This is a genomic window from Leclercia sp. W17, assembly GCF_003336325.1.
GTDB lineage: Bacteria > Pseudomonadota > Gammaproteobacteria > Enterobacterales > Enterobacteriaceae > Enterobacter.
This window is the reverse complement of record NZ_CP031101.1, coordinates 217192-234623: the sequence shown is the minus strand read 5'-3', so window position 1 is coordinate 234623 and position 17432 is coordinate 217192. Positions and strand designations below refer to the sequence as shown.

The following is a 17432-nucleotide window of genomic DNA, read 5'->3' as shown; positions in this document are numbered from 1 at the left end:
AAGGAAAGTGCGCGTGACGCCGGAAAATAGTGAGCAACGCCCCACCCATGATCTGGACTTCGAGCCGATTAAAAAACTGGAAACCCGTCCGCCTCAGGCGCCGGAAGAACCTAAAATCACCTCCATACGTAAAACGGGGAGCCTGCTGGACAAGGCGAAGGACGCCTTCCAGCTGATTCAGCAGCAGCCAATGATTGCCCACCTGCTGCGCGCCACCGAGCGATTTAACGATCGGTTGGGCAACCAGTTTGGCGCGGCGATCACCTACTTCTCATTTTTATCGATGATCCCCATCCTGATGCTCTCCTTCGCCGCGGCGGGTTTCGTCCTGATCTCGCACCCGACCCTGCTGCAGGATATCTTCGCTAAAATTCTGCAGAACGTCAGCGATCCGACGCTGGCCGCCACCCTGAAAAGCACCATCAGCACCGCCGTCCAGCAACGCACTACCGTCGGGATTGTCGGGCTGTTAGTGGCGCTCTACTCTGGTATTAACTGGATGGGCAACCTGCGGGAGGCGATCCGCGCCCAGTCGCGTGACGTCTGGGAGCGTAAGCCGCAGGACCAGGAGAAGTTCTGGATCAAATATTTGCGCGACTTTATCTCGCTGATTGGCCTGCTGGTGGCGCTGGTTATCACCCTCTCCATCACCTCCGCGGCAGGCTCGGCGCAGCAGATGATCATCTCCGCGCTCTATCTCGACACGATTGAGTGGCTGAAGCCGGTCTGGCATCTGGTGGGATTAGGGATCTCGATGCTGGCGAACTACCTGCTCTTCTTCTGGATCTTCTGGCGTCTGCCGCGCCACCGCCCACGGCGGAAGGCGCTGATCCGCGGCACCTTCATTGCCGCTATCGGCTTTGAGGTGATCAAAATCGTGATGACCTACACCCTGCCGTCGCTGGTCACTTCCCCGTCCGGGGCGGCATTCGGCTCCGTGCTGGGGTTGCTGGCCTTCTTCTACTTCTTTGCCAGACTGACCCTCTTCTGCGCGGCCTGGATCGCCACTGCCGAGTACCCGGATGACCGGCGAATGCCCGGTAAAAGTCACCATTAACACCGCTATCGGGCTGAATAAGAATGAAATATATCAGCCCGATTCATCATTTCAGCATATAAATCCAGCCTGTAACTTTTATTTAACCGAAAACCAGTTTTATATTCTATCTTTTAATTTCTGTGAAGCATTTCATGGATGTGATTCTTCTGGTCCGAAAATTATCCGCTTTTTGCTCTCTTTTTCACCCCTCGCTGCGTTTGTTACAGATTGAAATATCGCTTTTGCTGTGCGTAATATGGCCTTTCGTTCGCCAAAAATAAGAAAAGTTTATGCAAGCCACAGCCACAACACTCAATTCAGAGCAGGAAAACGTCCCGGTTAACTCGCGCAATAAAGTCGTCGTCGCGTCACTGATTGGCACCGCCATCGAATTCTTCGACTTCTATATTTACGCCACCGCTGCGGTTATCGTTTTCCCGCATATCTTCTTCCCGCAGGGCGACCCGACGGCGGCCACGCTACAGTCGTTGGCAACCTTCGCCATCGCCTTTGTCGCGCGTCCTATCGGCTCGGCCCTGTTCGGTCATTTCGGCGATCGCGTCGGACGTAAGGTGACCCTGGTCGCCTCGCTGCTGACCATGGGGATCTCCACCGTCGCCATCGGCCTGCTGCCAACCTATGAAACCATCGGGATTCTGGCCCCGCTGCTGCTGGCGCTGGCCCGTTTTGGTCAGGGTCTGGGTCTGGGCGGTGAGTGGGGCGGCGCAGCGCTGCTGGCGACCGAGAATGCCCCACCGCGCAAGCGTGCGCTCTATGGCTCCTTCCCACAGTTGGGCGCACCGATTGGCTTCTTCTTTGCCAACGGCACCTTCCTGCTGCTCTCATGGCTGCTGACTGACGAGCAGTTCATGACTTGGGGCTGGCGTATTCCGTTTATCTTCTCGGCGGTGCTGGTGCTGATCGGTCTGTATGTGCGCGTCTCCCTGCATGAGACGCCGGTCTTTGCCAAAGTGGCCGCCGCGAAGAAACAGGTAAAAATCCCGCTGGGCACGCTGCTGACCAAACACGTTCGCGTAACCGTGCTCGGCACCTTCATCATGCTGGCGACCTATACGCTGTTCTATATCATGACCGTCTATTCCATGACCTTCAGCACCACGCCTGCGCCGGTGGGCCTGGGCCTGCCGCGTAACGAAGTGCTGTGGATGCTGATGATGGCTGTTATCGGTTTTGGTGTGATGGTGCCGATTGCCGGCGTGCTGGCCGACCGCTTTGGCCGTCGCCCGAGCATGATTGTGATCACCTCGCTGATTATTCTGTTTGCGCTGTTCGTCTTCCCGCCGCTGCTCGGTTCCGGTAATCCGTCGCTGGTGATGGCGTATCTGCTGATTGGCCTGAGCCTGATGGGGCTGACGTTCGGTCCGATGGGCGCGCTGCTGCCAGAGCTGTTCCCAACCGAAGTGCGTTATACCGGGGCCTCCTTCTCCTATAACGTCTCTTCGATTCTGGGTGCGTCTGTGGCGCCGTATATTGCCACCTGGTTACAGGCGAATTATGGTCTGCAATACGTAGGGATCTACCTGGCGGCGATGGCGGCACTGACGCTGATTGCGCTGCTGCTGACCCACGAGACTCGCCATCAGTCATTGTGATCCTTACTGCGCTTACCCGGCCTGCATTCTCCTGTAGGCCGGGCAAATCCCCCACTATTTCTTCATCTGCGACAGAATGGTCTGGCACTGATTAGCCTGCTCTTCAGACGGCGAGATGAGCGCCAACAGCGCTGCGGCAGGGGTAACCAGGGTCGCCAGCGCAGCGGCCACCGCACCACGAGCAATTAACGGCCCCGCCTTCACCCCCGCATCCGGATCTTTAAAGCTACCGCGCACGTACAGCGGCGAGCGCAGCGTCACGATGCGAATCCCTTTACTCTCCGGGTTGATGGTGAGATCCAGCTGTTCCGAGGCCATACTGGCGGTGCCGGTGACGTTGATCACCGCATTTTCGGTATCGAAGGCGAAGATTTGTGGTCGGGCAACGCCGTTGACCAGGTCGATATTGGCCGCCGCGCAGTTTACCCGCACCTCATCGTCGCCGAAGATCTGGCCGACAATAAAGTTACCGACGTTCAGACCCAGAATCTCCATCAGGTTTCGGCTCACCAGCCCGTCGTTCATCAGCAGCTTCAGATTGCCGTTGCCGTTACCCAGCAGGGCTGCTACCGAGTTGCCGGTACCGCGAATTTTGGCATCGCCATTCATCTCACCCAGGGTTTTCTGCATCAGCTCCACGTCCGGCATCAGCTCCTTCAGCTTCAGCCGTCGCGCCTGAATATCGGCCTGGCCCCGCATCGGATTTTTATCGCCTTCGAGATGGATATTTGAGGAGATAGTGCCGCCCGCCAGACCGAACTTCAGCGGCTCCAGACGCAGGTCGGCATTTTTCAGGAGGATGTGAGTAGAAAGATTACTGATAGGCAGACTGCTGCCATGCTCGATTCGCCGCCCCTTGAAGCGCACGTCCGCATCCATTACGTCCCACTTATCGGTTTCGAAACGGTCATTGGGCAGCACTTTACCGGAAGGGGGCGCCTGCTTGCGCACCTCCTCCGCCTTGGTGCCTTTACCGGAGTCGACGCCAATCAGCGGCCCGAGGTCCGCCAGCCGGAGCTGACGCGACTCCACATCCCCTTCCAGCTTCGGTCGCGGTTTGCCGGTGGTGTAGGTCAGCGAGCCATGGATATCGCTGTCACCGATCCGGCCATTAAAGTTGCGGTAATCGTAGACCGAGGCCTCTTCCGAATTGATTTTCGCCACCAACCGACCGTCGGTTTCAAACGGTGGCGTATCCGGCAGCAATACGCCGGTCAGCTCATAGAGTTCACCCAGCGAATCCCCGGCGAATTTCAGCTTCAGATCGACACCGCCCATCTTCATTGGGTCGTTCACCGTACCGACAAAAGCTACCCGGGTATTGCCGGAGCGGAAGTCAGCCTGCACCGGGAAGGGGGTGCCTTCGCTACGCAGTGCCAGCATACCGCCAATTTTACCGGTGCCGCGCAGCGGCTGGTCGTTGTAGCGCCCTTCAGCCTTCAGGCCAAAGACGTAATCGCCGACCTTATCCTTTTTGCCTTTATCGCCGGTCACTTCGCTGAAGGGTACCGGCTTGCCCAGCGGATCGACGAAGATCTCCATCTGTGCTTTGCTGACCGCGTCGTTTACGTCGATCCGCCCGCGATCGAACAGAATATTATCGAGGCGGAAAGACCAGGACGAAGGCTGGGCATCAGGATCTTTTTCTTTATCATCACCCGCCAGATCGAAGGTCCAGTTGTTGGTCTTCTCCGACAGGCGGATCAGCCGGGCATCAGGCTGTTGCAGTTTGATCCACGGCAGATAGACCGTTTTGGTGAGCAGCGCCAGCGGCGCAAGGGTGGCCTCGACGCGCGGGAGATGCACCATGGTGATTGCAGGAATGTCCGGCGGGTTGCCGAGAATAACGTCGTTAGCGTGAACGTGCGGCCAGGGTATCCAGCTGCGCCAGCCCGTTTCGCCCTTCTGCCGCTCCCATACCACGCCCAGATCGCCGCGAATAGCGAAAGGGCGGTTAAGTTCGGTCGAGACTTTCTGGTTGATGGTCGGTTTGAGGCGGTTCCAGTCAAATGTCGCGATCACGACAATCAGCACCACAATCAGCAACAAGAAGACTCCCCCTGTCCAGGTGATAATCTTCGCTGTTTTTGTCATCCCATACTCCCTTTCAGTAATCACTTGCCTTTCATGAATATAGTCCAGGCATGCGGAAAGGGGGCGGCAGCGTCCGGTAATAACGCGTTAACCACGCACTATTACAGGAAGCTGCAGGGTTTTACAGGGTGATGATTACGTTATCGAGCGTCTCCATCGATACCGGGCGGGAGAGGAAATAGCCCTGGGCGGCGGCGGCAGGTGAGTTCTGTACATCGCGCCACTCTTCCAGCGTCTCGACGCCTTCGACGATAACGCCCTGACAGTAGCGGTTCATCAGCTGCAGCAGAAGCGTGAACAGATTGCGCCCTTCCGGGGTCTGGCGCAGCATAATGAACAGGTCGCGCGCCACTTTGATGTAATCGTAACGCACTTCGCTCAGGGCGGAGAAGTTCGCCATGCCGGTGCCAAAATCGTCCAGCCACAGGGGGCCAAACTCACACATGGTGGCAAACGAGGAGTCTTGCGGCAGACGAACGTGCTCCACCAGCTCAAAGCGCAGCCACGGCAGCTGGTGGATTAGCTTCTGCAGGCTCTCATCCTGCCGCACCGCCAGTAGAGTTGGACCATCGACATTAACCGAAGCCAGAATATTGTTATCAGCAAAAAAGGCCTGCCTGGCCATCAGCATGGCGAGCTGCTCTTCAAGGATATCCAGACGATGGCGCACGGGCACTTCCGCGAAGTAGCGATCGGGTGCAATCCGCTGTGCCGGGTTTGAAGGATGGGTTACGACGGTCAGGATCTCAATCGCCATCAGCTTACCGTCGGTGCGGTAGATCGGCTGATAAGTATAAGCGCGCTCACATTGCAGCCAGTAGCGGTGTTCCTGTAAGTTCTCAATACTCGCTTCAGGGATGCTCAGCAGCTGGATGTCCTGCCTTAACTTCATTTCAGATGTCCTGTTGAATGGGAAAGAGCCTGTCGGGACTGGTCAAAGGATTATCGGCTCCAGGTAAGAGAACTTTATGTTCGGTTGCGGACGAAAATGAAAATCTGAGATATCAAACCTGTCAGGAACTTGTCCAGGTTCAAAAAAATAATGGAACGTCGTTTTAATACAGTTGACCGCTTCCGGCCTCCAGCGCAAACTAACCGCAGTTTAATTATCCAGGTTCACGACTATGTCCAAAAAAATTGCCGTGATCGGCGAATGTATGATCGAACTCTCCCAGAAAGGTGCGGAAGTTAGCCGCGGCTTCGGTGGCGATACCTTAAATACCTCCGTATATATTGCTCGTCAGGTCGATGCTGATGCGCTGGCGGTAAATTATGTTACTGCGCTGGGCACCGACAATTTCAGCCAGCAGATGCTGGACGCATGGCAGAGTGAAAATGTCGACACCTCCCTGACCCAGCGGATGGAAAACCGCCTGCCGGGCCTCTATTACATCGAGACCGACAGCACCGGCGAGCGTACGTTCTATTACTGGCGTAACGAAGCCGCCGCCAAATTCTGGCTGGAGAGCGATAGCGCGGCGCAGATCTGCGAAACGCTGGCCCATTTTGACTATCTCTATCTAAGCGGCATCAGCCTTGCGATCCTCAGCCAGAGCAGCCGTGAAAAACTGCTCTCCCTGCTGCGCGAATGCCGCGCCAACGGCGGGAAGGTGATTTTCGACAACAACTACCGTCCACGCCTGTGGGCCAGCCGCGAAGAGACGCAGCAGGTTTATAGCCAGATGCTGGAATGCACCGATATCGCTTTCTTAACCCTCGACGACGAAGATGCGCTGTGGGGCGAGAAGCCGGTTGATGAGGTGATTGCGCGTACGCAGGCCGCCGGTGTCAGCGAAGTGGTGATTAAGCGCGGGGCAGATTCCTGCCTGGTGGCGATCGCCGGAGAAGCGGTTATCGAAGTGCCTGCGGTGAAGCTGGCGAAAGAGAAAGTGATTGATACGACCGCGGCGGGTGACTCCTTCAGCGCTGGCTATCTGGCGGTGCGTCTGACCGGCGGTACGCCGGAAGCGGCAGCGCAGCGCGGCCACCTGACCGCCAGCACGGTGATCCAGTATCGCGGCGCCATTATTCCACGCGAAGCGATGCCTGCTTAAGGGCTGTATCCATTAAAAAAGGCAACTTACGTTGCCTTTTTCCTTTTACTGCGCGGGCGCCATAATGTCGTTCCACGTCGCCTGCAGCTCCTTCATATCATATTCAGGTTCACCTTTCGGCTGCATTAAAATTAGCGACATATCCTGGGAAAGCTGCTGACGCAGATCCTGGCTCAACATATCCGCAGTCAGGCTGTTAAGAAAGTCCTGGCGCAGCTTCTGATACTGTTCCGGCGCGATATCCACCACCTGATTTTGCAGGGAGCGAATACGCTGGCTGATCAGGATATCGGTATCGGTACGGGCATAGGTAGCGAACAGTTTTTGCAGCTCAATATTTTTCTGCGCCACCAGCGCGTTGAACTCCTCTTCACTCAGGCCGTTATCACGCACTTTCGCCAGCTCTTTTGCCACTATCGCCATATTGGCGTTCAGCTTGTCGCCCGGCGACTCAACATTAATGGCGCACTGGGCGCGCTGGAACAGCACCCGGCAATCAAAGCCCAGACCGATATCTTTAGCGTTGTTCTTACTCAGGGTTTGTTGAACATGCCAGAACAGCGCTTCACGGGCTAAATCGGCGCGCCAGTAGCGCAGCAGCGCGGCAGACTCACGAATCGGCTGCCACGGGCTGTCCCACATGATGGAGAGACGATCCTGGCGCACGGAATCGGTCATGATGCTCACCGGCTCTGCGCGCAGCGGTGAAAGCGTTGGTACCGGCGCTGGCGTGTTACGTTTGCCTTTCAGCTCACCGAAGGTTTTGCCAATCTGCTCGATCACCGCGCGGCTATCAATGTTGCCGACCACAATCAGGGTCATAGCATCCGGGGTGTACCAGGTCTGGTAGAACGACTTCACCTGTTCAATATCAACCGGTTGCTTTAACGGCTCTGCCGGATCGTGGCCCAGCAGCGCCGAACCTTTCAGACGATAGCGCCACCAGCCCTCTTTGGTATCCGCAGGCCAGGTCGCCACCATGTCGCTGTTGCTCAGGGCGTAATTCACCGTTTCAGGGGTAATGGAGACGCTACCGGCGGTATCTGACAGCCAGGTCAGCGCCTCTTTAAGCAGATCGTTGCGGTTGTTTGGCAGGCTGAGGTTAAACATGGTGTAGTCGTAGGAGACGATGGCAGGCGGCAGCGGGCGTTTCGGATCGATACCCTGTTGCCACAGAGAACGGGCCTGTACAGCCTGAAGGCTACCGCTTTGGGTCAGCGCCAGACGAGGAATAAAATGGCTGAAACCGCTCTGCTGCGTACTCTCGGTCAGGGAGCCGGTATTGACGGAAAGGCGGATTTCAATGCGGTCGCTGGGGCGCTGTGGGGTGGCTAAAACTTGCCACTGAAAACCGTTAGACAGCGTTCCCTGTTGCCAGGCCGGGTCCGGCTGGAGCGCGTCAGCCTGCACGTAACTGGCTGCTGCCATCATGAGCAAACCGCCGGTTAAGAGTCGAATTTTTGTGCCCTGCATGTGAACCCCTGATCAACATTCCTGGTTACAAAGAGTGCCACACGCCCTGTCGCACTCTAAATATGATGTACAAAACACTCCGATTAGACCGCGCATGAAACGAAACGTCACGGCATGAAGTGAAATTTACCCGAAATAAATCTTATCGAATTATGACAAGTATGCCGGGCCATTATGCGCAGGAGCCCGCACCCCGACAAGGGAATGCGGGCCTGAGGGAAGATTTTAGGAGGACAAACCGTGTGTTTTGCCGTCTGGCGCACGATTATTCAGCGTATCGTCGAGCTTTTTGTGGTCCAGCTCTTTCACCCACTTTGCCACCACGATCGTCGCCACGCCGTTACCCACCAGATTAGTCAGGGCACGCGCTTCGGACATAAAGCGGTCGATACCGAGGATCAGCGCCAGGCCCGCCACCGGCAAATGTCCCACGGCAGAGATGGTTGCCGCCAGGACGATAAATCCGCTGCCCGTGACCCCAGCCGCCCCTTTTGAAGAGAGCAGCAACACCACCAGCAGCGTAATTTGATGGAAGATATCCATATGGCTGTTGGTGGCCTGGGCGATAAACACCGCCGCCATCGTCAGGTAGATCGACGTCCCATCCAGGTTAAAGGAGTAGCCGGTGGGGATCACCAGCCCGACGACCGATTTACGGCAGCCCAGCTTCTCCATCTTATCGAGCATGCGCGGCAGCGCCGATTCAGACGAGGAGGTGCCCAGCACAATCAGCAACTCTTCACGGATGTAGCGAATGAATTTGAAGATGCTAAAGCCAGTCGCACGGGCAATGCTGCCCAGCACCACCACCACGAACAGAATACAGGTGATATAGAAGCAGACGATCAGCTGGCCCAGCTGTACGAGGGTACCGACACCATATTTACCGATAGTGAAGGCCATTGCCCCGAAGGCGCCAATAGGTGCCAGACGCATAATCATGTTGATGATGCCGAAAATCACCTGCGAGAAACTTTCAATAACGTTGAAAATCAGCTGGCCTTTGCTGCCGAGGCGATGCAGGGCAAAACCAAACATCACGGCGAACAGCAGCACCTGCAGGATATTCCCGCTGGCGAAGGCGCCAATCACACTACCGGGGATCACATCCAGCAGGAAGGCGACCACGCCCTGATCTTTCGCCTGCTCGGCGTAGACCGCCACCGCTTTCGCATCCAGCGTAGAGGGGTCAACGTTCATGCCCGCGCCGGGCTGCACGACGTTAACAATCACCAGACCAATGATCAGCGCAAGGGTGCTGACGACTTCGAAATAGAGCAGTGCCACCGCACCCGTACGGCCAACGGCTTTCATGCTTTCCATGCCTGCGATACCGGTCACGACGGTGCAGAAAATAACCGGCGCGATCACCATCTTAATCAGCTTAACGAAGGCATCGCCAAGCGGTTTCATCTGGGCGCCTAATTCAGGATAGTAATGACCAAGCAGGATACCGATAGCAATGGCGGTTAAGACCTGAAAGTAAAGACTTTTGAAGAGAGAGGTTTTCATAAGATGTCCTTGGGAAGAAAAGCCACAGGCGGAGTAGGGTTACTGCTCACCTGCGGCCTTAAAATATCACCCATAAATCAGGACAGATAGAAGATCAGGCTGAATTTGAAACACAAATGTTAAGAACTTTGAGCTGACTCGCACAATTCAGCAACATTTCAGTCATCAGCATTAGCGCGTTTAAAATAACGGCTCTCAAAAATATCACCCGGAACGGCTTTGTCGAAAAGATATCCCTGGCCGCATTCCACCCCGGCATCGGCCAGCCATTGGCGCTGAGCTTCGGTTTCGACACCTTCAGCGATAATTTCCAGCTTCAGGCTGCGCGCCAGCTGGATAATTGCCTCGACCATGCTGCTGTCTTCCGGTAGCCCCTCCACAAAGGCCTTATCAATCTTCAGCACATCTACCGGCAGGGTTTTCATATGTTGCAATTGACGCAGGCCAGCGTATCCCATGCCAAAGTCGTCCAGCGCGATACGGACCCCGGCGTTACGCAGCGGGCGAAGTATCGCCACCGCTTCGTTAGGATCGTCAATCCGGCGGCTCTCGGTCACTTCCAGCATCAGGGTGTCCGGCTTGATCTGGTAGCGGTGAATCAACGCCAGCAGATCCGGAACCATGTTGGGATGCATCAGCTGCAAGGCCGATAAGTTAACCGACAGCGGCATCATCACCCCGCGCGACTGCCAGGCTGACAGCAAACGGCAGGACTCTTCCAGCACCCAGTGACCCACCGTCACAATCAGGCCGCAATTTTCAATACGGTCAATCAGCCCTTCCGGAAGCTCCCAGCCGCCGTCGGGCTGACGCATCCGCAACAGCGCTTCGGCGCTATGGACCTTACCGGTACGCAGATTGACCTGCGGCTGCAGCCAGATGGCGAAATCGTTGCTGTCTAGCGCGGTCAGGATGTCGTTCTCTTCTGAGAGCCGCTGCTGCGCTTTCTCCATCTGCTCGGGTTCGAAGAACTGAATCTGATTCTTACCCTTCTGGCGGGCGGTAAACGCGGCGGAAAATGCCCGGCGATAGAGCTGTTCTGCGGTCAGGTTGCCGTAAAACATGGCGATACCGATGCTGGCGCTCGGGCGCAGCTGGATCCCCTGAACCGGCAACCGCTCATTGATAACAGTAAGCACTTGCTGACCTAATGTGATGGCATGCCACGGCTCTTTAACGCCATTGGCGATAATCACAAAGTCGTAGCCGCTCACCTGCGTCAGTACCATCCGTGGTGCAAGCACGGATTTCAGCTTTTCGACCAGCGTCAGTAAGACCATCTCTCGCTGACTCTCTTTCAGCACGCCAGCGGTATCCTGTAACGTTTCACAGGCCACTACCATCAGCGCCATGGTCTGCTGCCGCTTCACGGCCTGCTCCAGCATCACCATCAGAAACGCCTTGTTCGGCAGTTCCGACACCGGGAAACGGGTGGCATTGTGGTTGAGCTCATCGTGCTGGCGCATCATGCGCTGCTGGTTGAGGTTGTAGCTGCGGACCAGCATGCCAATTTCGTCGTCGTGATGCAGACGCGGCAGAGCAAGCTGGTGCCCCACCTGTTGCTGCGGCGAGAGAGTATCAAGCTCCCGGGCAATGCGACGCAGCGGATGAACGATGAGACGGTTAATGCACCAGGTCAGCGCCACGGTAAGCATCAGCGTCAACAATAAGTAAGTGGTTACCAACGTTGAGATCCAACTGATGACAAATTTGTACATTCGCCAGGAGTCAGACTGGAGCACCAGATAGGCCAGCGGCTGCGGGTTTGCCGGACGCTGCAACGAATAGACCGGAAGGGAGATCTGCACCGGCATTTCAAACAAGCGTTTCATCATCACCGGTACCGGATGCTCCGGGATAAAGTTCATGCGTAACGCCTGAAACTGATTCGGCAGCACGACATCCGCCTGGCTGACAACCCCTGCTGGCTTAATGCTTTTAATAATGGACTCCGCCTGAGGAATATCACCCTTCAGAATGGCGGCAGAGAGGGGCTCACGGATTGAGCGGGCAATGCTCTCGAGTTGCGTAGCCGTGTTGTAGCGATTCTGCTGAATGGCATGAAACAGCAAAATGACGCAAAAGACGAAAACAAACACCATGGTGACGGCAGTGACCATCGCCATTTGTTTGATAGTTAAAGAGCGGCTGACACGCAAAATGGATCTCCAGAAACGCGAAAGGCAGGTTAATCAACTGTTACCCTGCTGCTTTCAGAGTATACCTTATCGGGAACTGTTTAAGAGAGTGTAACCAAGCGTTTAGGGATTATTCTGGTTGCCGCTTCGCACGGGGTCTGGCGGCAGTATAGCTGAAGAACCGGGGAGCCCGCGGCTCCCCGCAATTTATTCGGCGCTGCGCAGTGAAATCTCACCGCCGACCCACGGTTTAATCACGCCATCCTGCTCCAGCAACAGCGCGCCCTGCTCGTTGATACCCCGCGACGTGCCGTAGATCTCTTTGTCGCCGATGATCAGCTTCACTGCACGGTGAGCAAAGTTATCCAGCTTTTCCCAGCGAGGCAGGAACGGGGCTAAACCTTCCTGTTCGAAGATTTTCAGCGAGTGGCGTAGCTCGTTAATCACCTGCACGGCAAGGACATTGCGATCGATGACGATCCCTGCTTCCTGCAGGTTGATCCAGCCCTGATTAATATCTTCGGCCTGTACATTGCGCATCACCAGGTTTATCCCGGCACCCATTACGATCTGCGCGGCATCACCGGTTTTCCCGGTCAGTTCTACCAGAATCCCGGCCAGTTTGCGATCGTTCAGATAAAGATCGTTTGGCCACTTCACGCGCACTTTGTCAGCGCCCAGCGACTGCAACACTTCTGCCAGCACAATGCCAATCACCAGACTGAGGCCGATGGCGGCGGCAGGACCTTGTTCCAGACGCCAGTACATGGAGAGATAAAGATTGGCGCCAAAAGGCGAGAACCATTTACGTCCCCGGCGGCCACGACCCGCCTGTTGGTATTCTGCTACACAGCAGTCACCGGAGTGCAGCGTATTAAGCCTGTCGAGCAGATACTGGTTGGTAGAATCAATCACCGGCAGAACGGCAACACTGTTGTCGGTGATCTGACTGCTGATAAAGGCTTCGTCCAGGAGCTGAACCGGCTCCGGCAGGCTGTAGCCTTTGCCCGGCACGGTAAAGACATCCACTCCCCAGTCACGCAGGGTCTGAATATGTTTATTAATGGCGGCGCGGCTCATTCCCAGCTGTTCCCCCAGCTGTTCACCGGAATGGAAATCGCCATCAGCCAGAACAGAGATCAGCTTCAGGGGAACGGTATGATCTTTCATGCAATGGCCTCCACCGCATTAACTTCACCGTGATGGCCGATAAAGCGCACCTCCGGCTCCAGCCAGACATCAAATTTCTCACCCACGCGCTGGCGCACCTGATGGGCCAGCTGCACGACATCACTGCTGGTCGCATTGTTTTCGTTGATAAGCACCAGGGCCTGCTGACGATGTACCGCTGCGCCGCCACAGGTTGTGCCTTTAAGCTGACACTGATCGATCAGCCAGCCCGCAGCCAGTTTAACGCTGCCATCTGCCTGCGGATAGTGCGGCGCCAGCGGCCACTCGGCGAGTAAGGTTTCGGCTTTTTCGCCGGAGATAACCGGGTTTTTGAAGAAACTTCCGGCGTTACCGTTCACTTTCGGATCGGGCAATTTACTCATTCGCATATGGCAAACCGCGTCGAAAATCTCTTTTGCAGTGACCGTAGCAGGATCCAGACGAGTGAGATCGCCGTAGGTGAGGACAGGCTGCCAGTTTTTGGTCAGGCGCAGTCCAACCGCAACGATGACATATTTATCCTGATACTCATGTTTGAAAATGCTGTCGCGGTAGCCAAAGCGGCACTGTTCCGCACTCAAACGCAGCGGGTTGCCCGTTGCCAGCTCGATACAGTCGACATAATCACAAACATGTTTGAGTTCGATGCCATAGGCACCGATGTTCTGAATAGGGGATGAACCCGCGCAGCCAGGGATTAGCGCCAGGTTTTCCAGCCCCGGCATATTATTTTCAAGGGTAAACTGCACCAGGCGATGCCAGTTTTCCCCGGCTCCCACATGCAAACGCCAGCAATCCTGCGCCTCTTCAACTTTAATCCCGCTGATGCGGTTAACGATCACCGTACCAGAAAAGTCTTCCAGAAAGAGAACGTTACTGCCTTCGCCCAGAATAAGAACAGGGAGGTAGTGTTGCGTGGCATGATTCCATGCGGCCAGCAGTTGCTGCGCATCGTCGGCCCGTACGATCTGACGGGCATTTCGGTCAATACCGAAGGTATTCCAGGGCTTAAGGGAGTGATTCATAGACGCTATCCAGATGCAAAAACCGGGATAGTTTACCGTATATGGAATCGGTTAGGGGGATAACTTTAAAGACGGGATAGAATGCTCAAAAACGCAAAAAGCCCATCCGTGAGGATGGGCTTTCGGCTTGTTTGATGCCTGGCAGTTCCCTACTCTCGCATGGGGAGGCCCCACACTACCATCGGCGCTACGGCGTTTCACTTCTGAGTTCGGCATGGGGTCAGGTGGGACCACCGCGCTACAGCCGCCAGGCAAATTCTGTAATCTGTATCAGCTGAAAATCTCTCAAACCCACCGAAACAGCTTCGGCGTTGTAAGGTTAAGCCTCACGGTTCATTAGTACCGGTTAGCTCAACGCATCGCTGCGCTTACACACCCGGCCTATCAACGTCGTCGTCTTCAACGTTCCTTCAGGACTCTCAAGGAGTCAGGGAGAACTCATCTCGGGGCAAGTTTCGTGCTTAGATGCTTTCAGCACTTATCTCTTCCGCATTTAGCTACCGGGCAGTGCCATTGGCATGACAACCCGAACACCAGTGATGCGTCCACTCCGGTCCTCTCGTACTAGGAGCAGCCCCCTCAATTCTCCAGCGCCCACGGCAGATAGGGACCGAACTGTCTCACGACGTTCTAAACCCAGCTCGCGTACCACTTTAAATGGCGAACAGCCATACCCTTGGGACCTACTTCAGCCCCAGGATGTGATGAGCCGACATCGAGGTGCCAAACACCGCCGTCGATATGAACTCTTGGGCGGTATCAGCCTGTTATCCCCGGAGTACCTTTTATCCGTTGAGCGATGGCCCTTCCATTCAGAACCACCGGATCACTATGACCTGCTTTCGCACCTGCTCGAGCCGTCACTCTCGCAGTCAAGCCAGCTTATGCCATTGCACTAACCTCCTGATGTCCGACCAGGATTAGCTGACCTTCGTGCTCCTCCGTTACTCTTTAGGAGGAGACCGCCCCAGTCAAACTACCCACCAGACACTGTCCGCAACCCGGATTACGGGTCCACGTTAGAACACCAGCCATTAAAGGGTGGTATTTCAAGGACGGCTCCATGCAGACTGGCGTCCACACTTCAAAGCCTCCCACCTATCCTACACATCAAGGACCAGTGTTCAGTGTCAAGCTATAGTAAAGGTTCACGGGTCTTTCCGTCTTGCCGCGGGTACACTGCATCTTCACAGCGATTTCAATTTCACTGAGTCTCGGGTGGAGACAGCCTGGCCATCATTACGCCATTCGTGCAGGTCGGAACTTACCCGACAAGGAATTTCGCTACCTTAGGACCGTTATAGTTACGGCCGCCGTTTACCGGGGCTTCGATCAAGAGCTTCGCGTTGCCGCTAACCCCATCAATTAACCTTCCGGCACCGGGCAGGCGTCACACCGTATACGTCCACTTTCGTGTTTGCACAGTGCTGTGTTTTTAATAAACAGTTGCAGCCAGCTGGTATCTTCGACTGATTTCAGCTCCACCCGCAGGGGCTTCACCTACATATCAGCGTGCCTTCTCCCGAAGTTACGGCACCATTTTGCCTAGTTCCTTCACCCGAGTTCTCTCAAGCGCCTTGGTATTCTCTACCTGACCACCTGTGTCGGTTTGGGGTACGATTTGATGTTACCTGATGCTTAGAGGCTTTTCCTGGAAGCAGGGCATTTGTTGCTTCAGCACCGTAGTGCCTCGTCATCACACCTCAGCGTTAAAAGGTACCGGATTTACCTGGAACCTCCGCCTACATGCTTAAACCGGGACAACCGTCGCCCGGCCAACATAGCCTTCTCCGTCCCCCTTCGCAGTAACACCGAGTACAGGAATATTAACCTGTTTCCCATCGACTACGCCTTTCGGCCTCGCCTTAGGGGTCGACTCACCCTGCCCCGATTAACGTTGGACAGGAACCCTTGGTCTTCCGGCGAGCGGGCTTTTCACCCGCTTTATCGTTACTTATGTCAGCATTCGCACTTCTGATACCTCCAGCATGCCTCACGGCACACCTTCGCAGGCTTACAGAACGCTCCCCTACCCAACAACACATAGTGTCGCTGCCGCAGCTTCGGTGCATGGTTTAGCCCCGTTACATCTTCCGCGCAGGCCGACTCGACCAGTGAGCTATTACGCTTTCTTTAAATGATGGCTGCTTCTAAGCCAACATCCTGGCTGTCTGTGCCTTCCCACATCGTTTCCCACTTAACCATGACTTTGGGACCTTAGCTGGCGGTCTGGGTTGTTTCCCTCTTCACGACGGACGTTAGCACCCGCCGTGTGTCTCCCGTGATAACATTCTCCGGTATTCGCAGTTTGCATCGGGTTGGTAAGCCGGGATGGCCCCCTAGCCGAAACAGTGCTCTACCCCCGGAGATGAATTCACGAGGCGCTACCTAAATAGCTTTCGGGAGAACCAGCTATCTCCCGGTTTGATTGGCCTTTCACCCCCAGCCACAGGTCATCCGCTAATTTTTCAACATTAGTCGGTTCGGTCCTCCAGTTAGTGTTACCCAACCTTCAACCTGCCCATGGCTAGATCACCGGGTTTCGGGTCTATACCCTGCAACTTAACGCCCAGTTAAGACTCGGTTTCCCTTCGGCTCCCCTATACGGTTAACCTTGCTACAGAATATAAGTCGCTGACCCATTATACAAAAGGTACGCAGTCACACCCGAAGGTGCTCCCACTGCTTGTACGTACACGGTTTCAGGTTCTTTTTCACTCCCCTCGCCGGGGTTCTTTTCGCCTTTCCCTCACGGTACTGGTTCACTATCGGTCAGTCAGGAGTATTTAGCCTTGGAGGATGGTCCCCCCATATTCAGACAGGATACCACGTGTCCCGCCCTACTCTTCGAGTTCACAGCAAGTGTGCTTTCGTGTACGGGAGTATCACCCTGTACCCTGCGACTTTCCAGACGCTTCCACTAACACACAAGCTGATTCAGACTCCGGGCTGCTCCCCGTTCGCTCGCCGCTACTGGGGGAATCTCGGTTGATTTCTTTTCCTCGGGGTACTTAGATGTTTCAGTTCCCCCGGTTCGCCTCGTTAACCTATGTATTCAGCTAACGATAGTGTGACGAATCACACTGGGTTTCCCCATTCGGACATCGCCGGGTCAAGGGTTCATATCACCTCGCCGGCGCTTTTCGCAGATTAGCACGTCCTTCATCGCCTCTGACTGCCAGGGCATCCACCGTGTACGCTTAGTCGCTTAACCTCACAACCCGAAGCTGTTTCACTTCGCGTTGTGAAAATTTGAGAGACCCGAACACACTTAACGTGTGTCGTTTCAATTTTCAGCTTGATCCAGATTTTTA

General features: G+C 55.4%; 10 protein-coding genes and 2 rRNA genes. 3 read left to right on the top strand and 9 right to left on the bottom strand.

Annotated elements, in window-relative coordinates:
- Positions 1–13: 13 nt before the first annotated feature.
- Together yhjD and DVA44_RS01125 are read left to right on the top strand one after the other, a co-directional pair.
- Positions 14–1057, top strand: coding sequence for an inner membrane protein YhjD (gene yhjD, locus DVA44_RS01130; protein WP_114385563.1), 1044 nt, complete (start codon positions 14–16; stop codon positions 1055–1057).
- Between the two features lie 272 nt (positions 1058–1329).
- Positions 1330–2652, top strand: coding sequence for an MFS transporter (locus DVA44_RS01125; RefSeq protein ID WP_103824718.1), 1323 nt, complete (start codon positions 1330–1332; stop codon positions 2650–2652).
- 54 nt (positions 2653–2706) lie between these two features.
- Here DVA44_RS01125 and DVA44_RS01120 read toward each other — a convergent pair whose 3' ends face one another.
- Both DVA44_RS01120 and pdeH read right to left on the bottom strand, forming a co-directional pair.
- Positions 2707–4746: an AsmA family protein gene (locus DVA44_RS01120; protein WP_114385562.1), complete on the bottom strand. Its 2040-nt coding sequence runs from the start codon at positions 4744–4746 to the stop codon at positions 2707–2709.
- Between the two features lie 121 nt (positions 4747–4867).
- Entirely contained in the window at positions 4868–5638 is a 771-nt protein-coding gene (gene pdeH / locus DVA44_RS01115) for a cyclic-guanylate-specific phosphodiesterase (RefSeq protein ID WP_114316453.1), read from the bottom strand.
- A gap of 232 nt (positions 5639–5870) precedes the next feature.
- Here pdeH and DVA44_RS01110 point away from each other — a divergent pair, with 232 nt between their 5' ends.
- Positions 5871–6800 (top strand): sugar kinase, encoded by a 930-nt coding sequence (locus DVA44_RS01110; protein ID WP_103824715.1) that lies wholly within the window; start codon positions 5871–5873, stop codon positions 6798–6800.
- Positions 6801–6845: 45 nt separating this feature from the next.
- On the opposite strand, the gene DVA44_RS01105 is transcribed toward DVA44_RS01110, so the two are convergent.
- The 7 genes from DVA44_RS01105 to DVA44_RS01075 all read right to left on the bottom strand — a co-directional run bounded on the left by DVA44_RS01105 (position 6846) and on the right by DVA44_RS01075 (position 17332).
- Positions 6846–8273 carry a pitrilysin family protein gene (locus DVA44_RS01105; RefSeq protein WP_114385561.1) on the bottom strand — a complete coding sequence of 476 codons (1428 nt, stop codon included), beginning with the start codon at positions 8271–8273 and terminating at the stop codon, positions 6846–6848.
- A 225-nt stretch (positions 8274–8498) separates the two neighbouring features.
- Positions 8499–9785: a C4-dicarboxylate transporter DctC gene (gene dctA, locus DVA44_RS01100; RefSeq protein ID WP_103824713.1), complete on the bottom strand. Its 1287-nt coding sequence runs from the start codon at positions 9783–9785 to the stop codon at positions 8499–8501.
- Positions 9786–9943: 158 nt separating this feature from the next.
- Positions 9944–11944: a biofilm formation regulator HmsP gene (gene hmsP, locus DVA44_RS01095; protein ID WP_210405525.1), complete on the bottom strand. Its 2001-nt coding sequence runs from the start codon at positions 11942–11944 to the stop codon at positions 9944–9946.
- 186 nt (positions 11945–12130) lie between these two features.
- On the bottom strand, positions 12131–13093 hold the full coding sequence (gene birA / locus DVA44_RS01090; RefSeq protein ID WP_114385559.1) for a bifunctional biotin--[acetyl-CoA-carboxylase] ligase/biotin operon repressor BirA: 963 nt from the start codon (positions 13091–13093) through the stop codon (positions 12131–12133).
- Complete coding sequence (gene murB / locus DVA44_RS01085) at positions 13090–14118, bottom strand: UDP-N-acetylmuramate dehydrogenase (RefSeq protein ID WP_114385558.1); 1029 nt, start codon at positions 14116–14118, stop codon at positions 13090–13092. The genes birA and murB overlap by 4 nt, the downstream gene beginning before the upstream one ends.
- Positions 14119–14254: 136 nt before the next feature.
- Positions 14255–14370: ribosomal RNA gene (gene rrf, locus DVA44_RS01080) — 5S ribosomal RNA — on the bottom strand.
- Between the two features lie 63 nt (positions 14371–14433).
- A 23S ribosomal RNA gene (locus DVA44_RS01075) occupies positions 14434–17332 on the bottom strand.
- Between the last annotated feature and the right edge of the window lie 100 nt (positions 17333–17432).

Bases quoted from the DNA above. Each gene is read 5' to 3' on its own strand.
- DVA44_RS01105 (WP_114385561.1), bottom strand. From the start codon at position 8,273: ATGCAGGGCACAAAAATTCGACTCTTAACCGGCGGTTTGCTCATGATG.
- murB (WP_114385558.1), bottom strand. From the start codon at position 14,118: ATGAATCACTCCCTTAAGCCCTGGAATACCTTCGGTATTGACCGAAAT.
- dctA (WP_103824713.1), bottom strand. From the start codon at position 9,785: ATGAAAACCTCTCTCTTCAAAAGTCTTTACTTTCAGGTCTTAACCGCC.
- DVA44_RS01120 (WP_114385562.1), bottom strand. From the start codon at position 4,746: ATGACAAAAACAGCGAAGATTATCACCTGGACAGGGGGAGTCTTCTTG.
- DVA44_RS01110 (WP_103824715.1), top strand. From the start codon at position 5,871: ATGTCCAAAAAAATTGCCGTGATCGGCGAATGTATGATCGAACTCTCC.
- pdeH (WP_114316453.1), bottom strand. From the start codon at position 5,638: ATGAAGTTAAGGCAGGACATCCAGCTGCTGAGCATCCCTGAAGCGAGT.
- DVA44_RS01125 (WP_103824718.1), top strand. From the start codon at position 1,330: ATGCAAGCCACAGCCACAACACTCAATTCAGAGCAGGAAAACGTCCCG.
- birA (WP_114385559.1), bottom strand. From the start codon at position 13,093: ATGAAAGATCATACCGTTCCCCTGAAGCTGATCTCTGTTCTGGCTGAT.